The following is a 13,335-nucleotide window of genomic DNA, read 5'->3' as shown; positions in this document are numbered from 1 at the left end:
TATACTTGCTATCATTTCAATGTGTTCCTTATTACACCTTACATCCATTTGAGCCTATGCCAATGAAAATCAATTATTTTTGTTATTTGATGCTGTTGCTGATTTTTATTGGCTGCCAGTTTATTCCCCATCCATTATGGGGGTGGCTGTTGCTGGTCAATGTGTTGACCCTGTTGCTCTATGGTGGCGACAAACTGGCTGCCAGCAAGGGGTGGCAACGGTTGCCAGAGTTCACCCTGTTACTGTTTGGGATACTGGGGGGCTGGATAGGGGGCTTTCTTGGGCAACAGCTTTTCCGGCATAAAACGCAAAAACAGCCCTTTAAAACGTATTTTATTCTCAGTGTAGTGGTTAATCTGCTGGCGATGTTGGCCGCAGGATATTGGCTTTATGGCCGTATGGTGGTGTGACCTTACAACAGCAATGGGAAGGTGGCACGGGCGGTATTCTCAATGGCCTGGTTATAGCCCGCAGCCTGTTTGGTCAGTTCTGCCACCATAAACTCCACCAATAACATCGCCCCCACTTTGGCTGGCAATGTGCCCGCGTTGAGTGGGCCTTCCGGTTTGGCAGCTACCAGTAAAATATCCGCCAGTTTAGCCAAAGGGCTGCGTTGGGTGTTGCTGATAACAATCACCTGGGCCTGTTGCTGTTTGGCTAAGGTGACCGCATGTAAAATATCTTTGGTGGAGCCTGAACTGGAAATGGCAATCAGCACATCCTGTGGGCCCAGTGAGGTGGCATTCATTGCGGCACGATGCATATCGCTAAAAAGCAGTGCCGGTTTACCCACACGTAATAACTTGTATTGCAGGAAATCACCAATGATCGCACTGGCGGCGACGCCATAAATTTGCACGGCTTTTGCCTGGTGCAAAGCTTGGGCTGCCAGTTGTAATGCCTGATGGTCAAGTAGCGCCCCGGTATCACGCAGCGCTTGTACGCTTTCTTCGATCAAACTTTCTGTTGAGCTGAGGTCTGACGCCACTTCCGGTTGATTTTGCTGCACACACAGTGCCAGCGCCATTTTAAACTCGGTGTAGCCTTTGCAGCCCAGATGGCGGCAGAGGCGGGTAACACTGGCTTCGCTGGCTCCACTCTCACGGGCCAACTCAGTGATGGTAAAGTAGAGCACCCTGGAAGACTCTTCAATAACAAAATTGCCGAGTTTTTGCAGTGTAGGACTGTAACTCGTCAAATTCTGCTTAAGACGTAATAACAAATTTCCAGTATTCATCACGTTACCTAGTTGGCTATCTCTGCCCTATTGTGACGGAAGATCTTCCCTTCCCGCCAGCAAAATCCGCAGCTTGTGAAGCACATCATTGTTTTGAATTTTATTTTCATACTTTATATTTATTTGTGGTAATAATTTTTATCTAAAATAAATATTAAAGGAGAAAATTTATGTCAAGGCCAGGAGGAAAAACATCAGGAAGTTGGTTTGAAAAAGCCCAACTTTTTGGTAAGTCATTTATGTTACCCATCGTCGTACTACCGGCGGCCGGGTTACTGTTAGGGATTGGTGGCGCGCTTTCCAACCCGAACACCGTTGAAGCTTACCCTTTTCTGAATATCGGCTGGTTACAGGGGCTCTTCACGGTAATGGCCAGTGCCGGGGCGACGGTATTTGCTAATTTGGCGGTGCTGTTTGCTGTTGGCGTGGCGGTTGGCTTAGCCAAAAGTGATAAAGGTACGGCCGGGCTGGCATCGTTAATTGCCTATTTGGTGATGAATGCCACGATTAATGCGTTGCTGAAGATCAGTGGCACCCTGGCCATTGATAACCCGAGTGCCGTAGGTCAAGGCATGATCCTCGGGGTTCAGACGCTGGAAACCGGGGTTTTTGGTGGTGTCATCATTGGGTTGGTGACTTGGTATCTGCATAACCGCTATAACAAAATTGCTTTGCCGCAGTTTCTCGGGTTCTTTGGCGGTTCACGTTTTATTCCTATCATCAGTTCCTTTGCGGCCATTGGCGTCGGCGCGGTGATGACCCTAATTTGGCCGCACTTCCAGAAAGTGATTTTCAGTCTCGGCGGGTTAGTGGATGCCACCGGCTATCTGGGGACGTTCATCTATGGGTTTGTCCTGCGTATGCTGGGCCCATTTGGTTTGCACCATATCTTTTATCTGCCTTTCTGGACCACAGCCCTTGGGGGAAGTGAAGTGGTTAATGGGCAACTGGTTGAGGGCACGCAGCGTATTTTCTTCGCTCAGTTAGCGGATCCCAATACCCAACAGTTCTACATTGGTACTGCACGTTTTATGTCGGGCCGCTTTATTACCATGATGTTCGGGTTGGTAGGGGCTTGCCTGGCGATGTATCAAAGTGCCAAGCCTGAAAACCGCAAACGTGTTGGCGGGTTGCTGCTTTCTGCGGCGTTAACCTCCTTTCTGACCGGGATTACTGAACCTATTGAATTTTCGTTCCTGTTTGTTGCCCCGGCATTGTATGTAGTTCATGCCATCTTTGATGGTTTGGCGTTTATGTTGGCGCATATCCTGCACATTACTATCGGCCAGACGTTTTCCGGTGGTTTTATCGATTTTATCCTGTTCGGTGTTTTGCAAGGGGAAGCCAAAACCCATTGGATGTACGTCCCCTTGGTCGGCATCCCTTGGTTCTTCCTCTATTACTTCACTTTCCGCTTCCGATTGCTCGCTTTAATTTCAAAACCCCAGGGCGCGGTGATGAGTTGGAAACGGAAACCCTTCAACCCGCCAGTGACCGTTCACAACAGGTAGTGACTGCGTTAGGGGGCAAAGAGAATATCGTCGAATTGGATTGTTGTGCCACGCGCTTGCGTATCACGCTTAAACAGAGTGATCACATTGATGAAGCGGCTTTAAAAGCCTCGGGTGCCCGCGGGGTGATTATCCGTGGCAATGGGGTACAGGTGATTTATGGGCCCCATGTCACCATTATTAAAAATGAAGTAGAGGAGTTATTGGGGTTATGACCGTATCGATTTTGCAGCAGATTAAAGGGAAGCTAGTGGTATCTTGCCAGGCTTTGCCAGATGAACCTCTACACAGTGATTTTATTATGTCGCGTATGGCGCTGGCTGCCGAGCAGGGCGGGGCGGCAGCGATCCGCGCCAACAGCGTAGCAGATGTCAAAGCGATTATGCAGGCGGTGGCGTTACCGGTAATTGCCATTATCAAACAGGATTACCCGGGTAGTGAGGTCTATATTACGCCAACCCTGGCGGAGATTGATCAATTGATGACGGTGGCGCCGCAGATGATTGCCTTGGATGCCACACTCTATCCACGCCCAGGGGCGTTGCAGTTACCGGCCTTGATAGCTGCCATTCGTGCTAAATACCCGGCGCTATTGCTGATGGCGGATATTGCCACCTTGGAAGAGGCAAAAATTGCCAGTGAGTTAGGTTTCGATTGTGTGGGAACCACACTGCATGGTTATACCAAAGAAACTGCCGGGAAAAAGCTGGCGCAAGAGGATTTCCGTTTTCTGCGCGAGGTGGTGGCTGCGGTGAACTTGCCGGTGATTGCCGAAGGGAATGTTGAAACGCCAGAAATGGCCGCTCGTTGTCTGGCATTAGGGGCTCATGCGGTGGTGGTTGGGGGGGCGATCACCCGCCCTCAGCAAATTACCCGCCGCTTTGTGGCGGCGATAACCGGCTGAATAGCACGCCCTGATATTTTATCAGGGCGTCTTAGCTCAGTTGGCAACCAGTTACCGCAATTACGCGGTAACTTGCCGGGTTGAGGCGATTTTAGGCATGTTGCTGCAAGAATTCCTGCCACAGATTGACCACTTTTTGCAGGTCTTGGCGGCTGACGTTGAGGTGAGTGAGGATACGGGTCAATGGCCCGGCACTGATCAGCACCCCACGCTCTCGCATCCATGGCCCCAGTTTGGCTGCCAGTTCCGGCGATTGGTGCAGGTATAATACGTTGGTCTGTGCGCCGGGTTCGGCAATATCTAATCCAATAGCACGTAACTGCTGTTCCAGCCATTTGGCGTTATCGTGATCTTCTTTTAGCCGTTCAACATTGTGTTCTAAAGCATACAACCCAGCCGCTGCCAGGATACCGGCTTGACGCATACCGCCACCGGTCATTTTGCGCCAACGAGTCGCGCGCTGGATAAACTCCTGGCTACCGCAAAGTAACGAACCAACCGGTGCACCTAAGCCTTTTGACAGACAGATGGTGAAGGTATCGCAATATTGGGTGATAGTTTTTAGCGGTACATTCAGTGCCACGGCAGCGTTGAAGATGCGCGCCCCGTCAATGTGCAGGGCTAACTGCCGTTCACGGGTGAATTGCCAGGCTTGTTGCAGATAGGCTAACGGTAGCACTCTGCCACTGATGGTATTTTCCAGGCTCAATAAACGGGTTCTGGCAAAGTGAATATCGTCGGGCTTGATGGCGGCTGCGACTTTATCCAATGGTAGCGTACCATCCGGCGCGGCTTCGATAGGTTGTGGCTGAATACTGCCGAGGACTGCGGCACCACCGGCTTCATATTTATAGTTATGTGCCTGCTGGCCGACAATATATTCCTCACCGCGTTGGCAATGGCTCAATAAAGCCACCAGATTAGCCTGGGTTCCGGTGGGCAGGAACAGCGCGGCTTCTTTGCCTGAAAGCCTGACGGCTTCGGTTTGTAGAGCATTAACGGTAGGATCGTCACCATACACATCATCGCCAACATCGGCACGTGCCATGGCGCTACGCATCTCTGCGCTGGGTTGGGTAACGGTATCACTGCGTAAATCGATGAACATAGGGAACCTTGAACGTTTGATGATGGGTGAATAGTTATAATAACCCGATTGCCGAGAGGGAAAAGCAGAAAATAAAATGGTTTTTTCTTGTTTGGCGTGAAGAAAATGTCGGCAAGCACGCCAGTAGCCCGTTTGATTCAACCTGTTGTCTAGCCGTCATTAATCAGGCTACTGCGGCCCTGATGCGCTAAGCCTCAGTGATGAGCAGAGTAACTGCCGTCAACAGCCAAGCCACTTGAAGTATATACGCAAAATAATTCGAGTTGCATGTAGGCGGCAACTGAGCGAATCCCTAGGAGCATAGCTAACTATGTGACTAGGGTGAACGAGGGCAGCCAACACCCAGGCAGCTTGAAGTATAACGAGTATAAAGGGTGTGGTTGCATCCTGATCCTACTTATCAAATCGCCTGACGACGGATACGCATTAGGCCAGTGTGGTATCACCCTCCAACAGGCAACTGCAGGCTAACACATAACCTGCTTCGATCTCTTTGGGCGTTAGCGTGATCGTACTGGTGGTGCTGTATTTGCCGCTGAGAATGCGGATTTTGCAAGCACCGCATACCCCAGCGCGGCAGGCTGCATTGACCGGTAGTTGATGCATCTCCAAGGCGGCCAACAGGGTGCTGCCCACGGGAATACGGAATTCACGGAGTGGCTGGTTGATACGCAGTATCAATTGATCAGCCAGTGGGTCAGTGTGTGCTGATGGAGTATGGAACTGTTCCTGATGAAATTGAGCCGGCGGAACCCCCAGTTGCTGACACAGTTGCGCCACTTGTTGCATATAAGGCTCGGGGCCACAGGTCATCACGGTACGTGAAGCAATATCCGGTGCCACTTGTCGCAGCACCTGCTCATTGATGCGGCCGGTGAGAAAACCCGGAGTTGCCTCTTGCTCAGCCATCAGCGTTAACTGCAATTGTGGGTGTTGAGCCGCTAATTTCTGCCACTCATCGGCAAAAATGACCTCAGATGGGCTCCGAACATTAAAGATCACGCGGATATCGCATTGCGCGCGGTTGCTGACTAACCAGCGGCACATAGAGATTATTGGTGTAACGCCACAACCAGCAGCGAGCATCAGGTAATGGTCACTGGGATACAGCGCACAACTGAAGTCCCCTTGAGCATCTGATAGCCAGAGCTGATCACCCGGTTTGACCTCCTGAGTCAGCCAGCGGGAAGCGGTACCGTCTGGCAGGCAGCGGACACTGATACTGATAAAACGGCTTAAACCAGGGGAGGAAGAGAGCGTATAGGCGCGCAATATTTCTTCACTATTACGGATACTGACTAAGGCATACTGGCCGGGAAGATAGGAATAAACGCCGGGAGTGATCAGATTCAGTGTCCAAACGTCAGCAGTTTCCTGTTGCAGGGAGTGTACTTGCATCTGATTAGGGCAAAATGGGCTGGGTTGGGTCACTTCAATCACCTTAAAAATAGAGGGGCCGCAACTGGCAGCCCCGGGGAAGCAGCATTAGCCGAGAATACCTTGCAAATCTTGTTCAACGCTGGTGATTGGGCGCATGGCGAATTTATCGTTGAGGATCGCCAACAGGTTATCGGTCAAGAACGCCGGAGCGGTGGGGCCGGTCAGGATATTTTTAACCCCCAGTGACAGTAGCGTCAGCAGGATAACAATCGCCTTTTGCTCAAACCAGGAGAGCACCAGACTGAGTGGCAGATCATTGACGCTGCAACCGAGTTTTTCTGACAGCTTCACCGCCAACATCACCGCTGAATAGGCATCGTTGCACTGGCCCACATCCAGCAGGCGCGGCAAGCCTTCCAACGTACCGAACTCCAGCTTGTTGAAGCGATATTTGCCACAACCCAAGGTCATAATCAGGCAGTCTTGCGGAATATTACGGGCAAAATCGGTAAAGTAGCTGCGGTCATCACGGCTACCATCACAGCCGCCAACCAGGAAGACATGGCGCAGTTTTTTCTGTGCCACCAGGTCAATAACGGTATCCGCCGCATTGAGGAGCACCTGACGACCAAAGCCGATGGTGATCTGCTGTTCAATCTCACTGTAGGGAAAACCCGCAAGCTGTTGTGCCTGGTTGATAACGGTACTGAAGTCGTCACCATCCAGGTGATTAACGCCCGGCCAGCCGACCATGCTGCGCGTCCAGATACGATCCGCGTAATTACCGACATTGGGATCGATAATACAGTTGGAGGTCATGACGATTGGGCCAGGGAATTTGGCGAACTCAACTTGTTGATTCTGCCAACCGCCACCGTAGTTCCCCACCAAATGGGGATATTTACTCAGCTCTGGATAGCTATGGGCGGGCAGCATTTCACCATGGGTGTAGACGTTGATGCCAGAGCCTGCGGTTTGTTCCAGTAACAGTTGCAGGTCTTTCAGGTCGTGACCGGAAATCAGAATCGCTTTGCCGGCAACAGGGCGAACATTGACCGAACTGGGTTGTGGATGACCAAACGCCAGGGTTTCCCCCTGATCCAACATCTCCATCACCTTAAAGTTCATTTTGCCGATGCCCATGGCGTTGTTTAGCAAGGTATCAACATCGGTCGGCAGTGCGCCCAGCCAAGCCATGTAAGCATGATAATCGGCATAGATTTGGCTATCCGACTGCCCCAATACATGAGCGTGTTCCATATAAGCGGCGGCGCCTTTCAGCCCATACAGACACAGCATGCGCAGCCCATGAATATCGTCACCGACGCCAGCTTTATCGCTATTGAGTGCAAACTGTGCCGCCTGCTGTAGCAGAGCGGACATATCGTCTCCCGCTAGTTGCAGTGCTGCCAGCGGGTGATCAATCCGGACACTGGCATCAAGCAGACGACAACGTGCCGCCAGTGATTCGCGCAACGCGACAGCCTCACGAGCGTAGCCGATAATGCGCTGAGAATCGAAGTTGACGTTGGTCAGCGTCGAGAAGAAGGCATGGGGTGAAAAATGGTCGATGTCATGATCGATAATCCCTAACGCCCGCGCTTGTAAAGCCCATGCAGATAGCCCTTGTAACACGGCAACCAACAGATCTTGCAGATCAGAGGTTTCAGCTGTTTTTCCACATACACCTTGAGCGTAAGAACAGCCATTGCCTGCAGATGTCCGGATGGTTTGTTCACATTGCACACAAAACATGATCGCTTCCTTTTTAAAGTTGCATTTTATATACCTGTTTATGAGCATAGATCGGCAGGCGTGGCTTAAAAAGGCATTTTTAATGCAATATTAACTTAATTTGATTTAGAACAAATTAACCTGAAAACAGGAATCATTCTCTTTTAGCGCCGGCGGCGCTGAACGGCATCATTAAGAGAACAGCGCGATAAGTATCGGGGCTAACAAGCTTAACAGGAACCCGTGTACAATTGCCGGAGGCACCATGTCCAGCCCGGCACTGCGTTGTAGCACCGGTAAGGTGAAGTCCATGGATGTCGCGCCACATAATCCCAAGGCGGTAGAACCGCTGCGGCGAGCCAGTGTCGGGATCAGCATAATGGCCACCAGTTCCCGCGCCAGATCGTTAAAGAAAGCGGCGCTGCCCATCACCGGGCCGTAGGCATCGCTGATCAAAATACCGGAAAGTGAATACCAGCCAAACCCTGATGCCATTGCTAAACCGGTTTTTAGCGAAAGCCCCAGCAATTGTGCCGCTAACGCGCCACCAGCCAATGAACTGACTACCACCACCACCGCCACCACCAGACCACGACGGTTTAGCACTATCTGGCGCAGGGTCATGCCATTATTGCGTAGTTGGATCCCCACCAGTAATAGCAGGAAAATCAAGGCATACTCACTGCCTTTACCCGCCAGTTGCAGCCAGTGCCACTGGGTTAACCCTAGCGCAAAACCCGCGAGAACCACGCCACCAAGCTTCAGTGATTCCAGTGCCATATGCAGGCGAGAGGGGGGTTTTAACTGTTTGTTGGGGTGCCGCCATGGACGATAGCGTTCCAACACAGAAAGTAACAGGAGATTGGCGCAGCAGATACACAGGAAAAACACCGCAGTGTATTGAAAGATCAAAACCAGATTAATGGCCAGGTTTTCCAGAAACGCCAGGCTGATCCCCATAAAAAACAGAATAACGTACACCATCCATCCGAGCAGACGGTTAATAACCTGAATCAGGGTGTTGCTGCGTAGTGGGACAAGGTAACCGACGATCAGCGGTAATAAAATAATCAGCAGTCCTGAATACATAATTAAATACGAGCCTGGTAATTTTGATAGGAGTTTATCAGAGGCTGGCGGATTATACCCAAGTTCATTCAATTTGCCGCTTATCTGCAACTCGCATAGACTGGGTCATTAAGGTGCAGCAAGATGCAGGTAGGTCACCAACGCGTCAACCTTGGCAGTATTGGCAATAACCATGGTGTGCACAGGAGCCGCTAGATGTTCTTAGAACGAGTTGAAATTGTAGGATTTCGAGGCATAAATCGGCTTTCATTGCAGTTAAATGATAACACGGTATTAATCGGTGAGAATGCCTGGGGTAAGTCCAGCCTGTTGGATGCCATGACCTTTTTACTGGCACCGGAGCAGACGCTTTATCACTTTGAAGCCAGAGATTTTTACTTTCCACCCGGCGATGAAGCGGCAAAAGAGCGTCATTTGCAGGTTATCTTTACCTTTTGTGAAAAAGATATCGGTCATGCCCACCTGCCACGTTATCGCCAACTTGCACCACTCTGGTCGAAAGGGGACGATAACCTCAACCGTATTTACTTCAGTTGTGCCGGCGAGTTGGCGGACGATGGCACGGTGTGTACCTGGCGTCGTTTCCTCGACACCCGTGGCAATGCTTTGCATTTGCATCATATCAACCAGTTGGTTCATGCGTTGATCCGTATTCACCCGGTATTGCGTTTGCGTGATGCCCGCTTTATTCGACGTTTGCGCCCCAGCCCGCTGAATGAACATCTTGCTGCCGATAATAGCGCTTTGATGCAACAACTAGAGCAACTCACACGGGAACTGGTGCGTAATCCACAAAAATTGACCAATTCAGAGCTGCGTCAGGGATTGACTGCCATGCAGCAACTACTTGAGCACTATTTTGCTGAACTGGGCTCGCAGGCGGTTGGAACGCATCGCCATCGGCAACGGTCTGAACAGCAAGCATGGCGCTCGCTGGATAGCATTAACCGCATGATTGGAGAACCCAATAGCCGTAGCATGCGGCTGATCTTGTTAGGGATGTTCTCTACGTTGGTGCAAGCCAAAGGTAACTTAAAACTCGATCCGCATACCCGGCCACTGTTATTGGTGGAGGATCCGGAAACGCGTCTGCACCCCATTATGCTGTCAGTGGCCTGGAATCTGCTTAACCTGATGCCATTGCAACGTATTACCACCACCAACTCCAGCGCGCTGGTTTCACTGGTACCGGTAGAAAACATATGCCGGCTGGTGCGTGAATCTGCGCGTGTGGCAACCTACCGCCTTGGGCCGCAGGGGTTAAGTGTGGAAGATGGGCGGCGTATTGCCTTCCATATCCGTTTTAATCGCCCGGCGTCGTTGTTTGCCCGTTGCTGGCTGTTGGTAGAGGGGGAAACGGAAGTTTGGTTGCTCAATGAATTGGCACGTCAGTGTGGTTATCACTTTGAAGCTGAAGGGATCAGAGTGATCGAATTCGCCCAATGTGGCTTAAAACCCCTGCTGAAATTTGCCCGGCGCATGGGTATTGAATGGCATGCCTTAGTTGACGGTGATGACGCAGGAAAGAAATATGCCAATACCGTGCGCAGCTTGCTGGATAGCCATGAAGATAGTGAGCGTGACCGTTTGACGCCGCTGCCAGCGCTGGATATGGAGCATTTTATGTATCGTGAGGGGTTCAGTGCCGTTTATCATCGGGTGGCCTCGGTACCGTTAAAAGTTCAGATGCCAGCACGCAAAGTGATCATCAAAGCAGTGCATCACTCATCAAAACCCGATCTGGCGCTTGAAGTGGCGATGCAGGCGGGGGAGTGGGGTACCAGTTCAATACCGCCGCTGTTGAAAAAGTTGTTTTCCCGTGTCATTTGGTTGGCTAGGGGGCGGGCAGATTAAGTTTTAGTTGGGGGCACGATGCTGCCTTCAGCAAGCTGCTAATCAAACGGCAAGGTGCTAGCACCTTGCCGTTTGCATAACTGATAAACCTACACTTGTTTAGTCACAGCGGCGGTCATAATTCCAGTCAGTTTTCTCCAGTTCCTGGATGTTCTCTACGACGATATCCACCAGTGCCGCCAGCATTTTCTGGCCTTTTTCGATACTGGCAAATGTTGGGTCGCCTGTCGCACCGGTAGCTGAAACTTCAGCGATATCCCAGATTAGCTGGATATGCTTACTGTAGCGCAGCGCATCTTCAGGCATTTGGCGCACTGCTTTAGACAGGTCGCATAACTCAGGGCAAACGGCAGCGGTAATTGATGATTCCCCTTCACCACCATGGCCCAAGCCATCCCAACTGGCGAAAAAGTCTGGCCCCAGACGATCACCAAGGATAGACCACCAAGCCGGTAAAAAGGCAAATACCACCTCTTTATGGCGCGCCTTGACTTTACGCTGGGCAATTTCAAGGGCGGCAATATTGCCATCATGACCATTGAGGACAAAGATATGCTTGATGCCATATTGAATCAGGCTTTCAAACATATCTTCCGCCAGGGCGATAACCGTTTCAAAACGGAGCGTGATGGCCATCGGGTTGGCGTTATAGTGCATGGAGGTTCCATAGGGAACGCCTGGCAACACCAGAGTGCGATCCAGGCGTTGTGCCGCTTGCTTGGCCACTTCGGTTGGCACAAACAGATCGGGGCCGAGGGGCAGATGCCCACCATGGCTTTCACAACTACCGAAAATAGCAATTACACTGTCAATTTGCTTTTGCTGAAATAATGTTTCCAACTCCGCGGTGCTGAACTCATTGAGCATGACTTTTTTCATCTTTTTTCCCTTCTGTTCAATTGGTGGCGCACTGTTTTTGACCAAATACTGCCTGGATGAGTGTATAGGTGACGATGGTGATCAGCAGAGCCAATAATCCGGTAGGCCAGTTTGCCAAGATATTAAGCAGTGAAAAGGCTAACCCGATGCCCATACCGAAAACCGCACTGATCACCCCAGCCCAGTTAAAGCGAGGCTGCTGGTGCAACTGATCAAGGGCGTAGTTACCGCGACGATGCAGATAGTAATCCGCCAGTAATGGGCCTGCCAGTGGTGGCGCCATAACGCCCAGATAGTTGATAAACTGAGAGAACAGGATTTGATAAAAGCCCAGAGAACCCAGCAGCGTACCCAGGATCCCGGCAATCAATATCAGTGTTTTCTTATTCACTTTAATCCCGCAAGAATCCAGCACCGGGCCGGTATAAAGTGAATTGCAGTAGAGTTCGGCATCGTTGGTCGTCCACAGGGACAATGTCCAGGTGAGTACCCCGATACTGGCTAATATCACACTTTTACCCAGCATCCAGGTGACATAGTTAGGCATACCCACGGTGACCGTGCCGATATAACCCACAATGTTCAATAACGGATTGGTGAAGATAAAGCAGGCGGCGGCTCCCCATAACACGGCTCCGACTGATTTATTGAAACGAAACAGATCCACGCCCATCACGGCACCAGCAATCCAGCTACCGATCACCATGGTAATCGCGGTGGAGAGAGGTAATCCGCTATTTTGATCTGAACGGGTGATAAACTCAGCTAATCCTCCCCCTTCATTCAGCATGGCGATACCGGTGGTCACCGCAATCAACATGATGATCGGTGAAACCGGTATGGCAATGATCTCCAACCCTTTCATGCCATAGAGTGACGTGAGGGTAAACAGCAGACCGGAAATGAGACAGGCTAAAAAGACTTCTAATGTAATGGCACTGCCTTGAAAACCATGAAGTGCAGGATCAAACACAGTGATCCCGGAAGGGTTACCGAGGAAAGAGCCCCAGATATCACCAACCATACCGGTAATGGCGGCAAACCATCCCAAGGTTAATAACCCCATGGCAATCATCGGTAAATTAGCCCCTAACCGACCGTAAGAGTAACGGCTGATCAACGCCAGGCTTAACCCGGTTTTTTGCGCCATAATGCCCAGCAGCGAGGTTAGGACGAATAAAATACTCATCCCAATGGCAATGGCCATTAACGCTTGGGGAAAGGGTAAGCCGGGTTTACCGCCGACACCGGCTAATGCACCACCAATAAATAACCCGGTGGCAACATAACCAAAGCCAACCCAGACCAGCACCTGTTTCCAGGTGGGGCGGCGGGCAGAGAGTGGAATAGGAGAAAACATAAAATCCGCATCTGTCGGCGGAGTGGTGCTTGGTGTGTGTTTGCTCATTCAATAACCTATCTATTATTTTTATGTACCATGTGTAGCTCTCCATACCCGTTACCCCCTGATGGTAACTTGATTTAACTTGGGTATAGCGGCACAAAAGCACGGTAAGTTAAAAAACGCCCTAAAAATGAGTAGATCAAAAGCATTTTCATTACGTTTCGACGGTCCAGAAGCGTTAGCAGCGTAAGGCTAACCAATCCCAGATGAACAAAATTGTCGAGCATACTCACG

At 50.7% G+C, this 13,335-nt stretch carries 10 protein-coding genes and 1 pseudogene; 4 read left to right on the top strand and 7 right to left on the bottom strand.

Going from position 1 to position 13,335, the window contains the following annotated elements; translation table 11 throughout:
* Positions 1–62 precede the first annotated feature (62 nt).
* Positions 63–410 (top strand): DUF1294 domain-containing protein, encoded by a 348-nt coding sequence (locus ACX9GV_RS11125; RefSeq protein WP_473195560.1) that lies wholly within the window; start codon positions 63–65, stop codon positions 408–410.
* A 2-nt stretch (positions 411–412) separates the two neighbouring features.
* On the opposite strand, the gene ACX9GV_RS11120 is transcribed toward ACX9GV_RS11125, so the two are convergent.
* Positions 413–1,240 (bottom strand): MurR/RpiR family transcriptional regulator, encoded by an 828-nt coding sequence (locus tag ACX9GV_RS11120; RefSeq protein ID WP_473195559.1) that lies wholly within the window; start codon positions 1,238–1,240, stop codon positions 413–415.
* A 167-nt stretch (positions 1,241–1,407) separates the two neighbouring features.
* Here ACX9GV_RS11120 and ACX9GV_RS11115 point away from each other — a divergent pair.
* Positions 1,408–2,963, top strand: a pseudogene (locus tag ACX9GV_RS11115) (maltose/glucose-specific PTS transporter subunit IIC).
* Entirely contained in the window at positions 2,960–3,652 is a 693-nt protein-coding gene (locus tag ACX9GV_RS11110) for an N-acetylmannosamine-6-phosphate 2-epimerase (RefSeq protein WP_473195558.1), read from the top strand. The pseudogene ACX9GV_RS11115 and the gene ACX9GV_RS11110 overlap by 4 nt, the downstream one beginning before the upstream one ends.
* A 91-nt stretch (positions 3,653–3,743) precedes the next feature.
* Here the strand turns inward: ACX9GV_RS11110 and ltaE are convergent, their stop codons facing one another.
* The 4 genes from ltaE to ACX9GV_RS11090 all read right to left on the bottom strand — a co-directional run bounded on the left by ltaE (position 3,744) and on the right by ACX9GV_RS11090 (position 8,963).
* Positions 3,744–4,760, bottom strand: a complete 1,017-nt coding sequence (gene ltaE, locus ACX9GV_RS11105) for a low-specificity L-threonine aldolase (RefSeq protein ID WP_473195557.1) — start codon at positions 4,758–4,760, stop codon at positions 3,744–3,746.
* Positions 4,761–5,186: 426 nt separating this feature from the next.
* The gene (hcr, locus tag ACX9GV_RS11100) at positions 5,187–6,191 is read right to left on the bottom strand and encodes an NADH oxidoreductase (RefSeq protein ID WP_473195556.1); all 1,005 of its coding nucleotides are present in this window, start codon (positions 6,189–6,191) and stop codon (positions 5,187–5,189) included.
* A gap of 54 nt (positions 6,192–6,245) precedes the next feature.
* Positions 6,246–7,895: a hydroxylamine reductase gene (gene hcp, locus ACX9GV_RS11095; RefSeq protein WP_473195555.1), complete on the bottom strand. Its 1,650-nt coding sequence runs from the start codon at positions 7,893–7,895 to the stop codon at positions 6,246–6,248.
* A gap of 171 nt (positions 7,896–8,066) precedes the next feature.
* Positions 8,067–8,963 carry a LysO family transporter gene (locus ACX9GV_RS11090; RefSeq protein ID WP_023491948.1) on the bottom strand — a complete coding sequence of 299 codons (897 nt, stop codon included), beginning with the start codon at positions 8,961–8,963 and terminating at the stop codon, positions 8,067–8,069.
* A 195-nt stretch (positions 8,964–9,158) separates the two neighbouring features.
* On the opposite strand from ACX9GV_RS11090, the gene ACX9GV_RS11085 reads away from it, so the two are divergent.
* A complete protein-coding gene (locus tag ACX9GV_RS11085; RefSeq protein ID WP_473195554.1) occupies positions 9,159–10,817 on the top strand; it encodes an ATP-dependent endonuclease in 1,659 nt (552 codons plus the stop codon).
* A gap of 99 nt (positions 10,818–10,916) precedes the next feature.
* On the opposite strand, the gene ACX9GV_RS11080 is transcribed toward ACX9GV_RS11085, so the two are convergent.
* On the bottom strand, positions 10,917–11,696 hold the full coding sequence (locus ACX9GV_RS11080; RefSeq protein ID WP_023491946.1) for a creatininase family protein: 780 nt from the start codon (positions 11,694–11,696) through the stop codon (positions 10,917–10,919).
* A gap of 16 nt (positions 11,697–11,712) precedes the next feature.
* Positions 11,713–13,104, bottom strand: coding sequence for a purine-cytosine permease family protein (locus ACX9GV_RS11075; RefSeq protein ID WP_473195553.1), 1,392 nt, complete (start codon positions 13,102–13,104; stop codon positions 11,713–11,715).
* Positions 13,105–13,335: the final 231 nt, after the last annotated feature.

It is taken from the genome of Serratia sp. 25CWL12, assembly GCF_055790885.1.
This window is presented reverse-complemented; position numbering and strand designations above follow the sequence as displayed.

Coding starts and splice junctions, on each gene's coding strand:
- ACX9GV_RS11125 (WP_473195560.1), top strand. CDS start 63: ATGAAAATCAATTATTTTTGTTATTTGATGCTGTTGCTGATTTTTATT.
- ACX9GV_RS11110 (WP_473195558.1), top strand. CDS start 2,960: ATGACCGTATCGATTTTGCAGCAGATTAAAGGGAAGCTAGTGGTATCT.
- ltaE (WP_473195557.1), bottom strand. CDS start 4,760: ATGTTCATCGATTTACGCAGTGATACCGTTACCCAACCCAGCGCAGAG.
- hcp (WP_473195555.1), bottom strand. CDS start 7,895: ATGTTTTGTGTGCAATGTGAACAAACCATCCGGACATCTGCAGGCAAT.
- ACX9GV_RS11090 (WP_023491948.1), bottom strand. CDS start 8,963: ATGTATTCAGGACTGCTGATTATTTTATTACCGCTGATCGTCGGTTAC.
- ACX9GV_RS11085 (WP_473195554.1), top strand. CDS start 9,159: ATGTTCTTAGAACGAGTTGAAATTGTAGGATTTCGAGGCATAAATCGG.
- ACX9GV_RS11080 (WP_023491946.1), bottom strand. CDS start 11,696: ATGAAAAAAGTCATGCTCAATGAGTTCAGCACCGCGGAGTTGGAAACA.
- ACX9GV_RS11075 (WP_473195553.1), bottom strand. CDS start 13,104: ATGAGCAAACACACACCAAGCACCACTCCGCCGACAGATGCGGATTTT.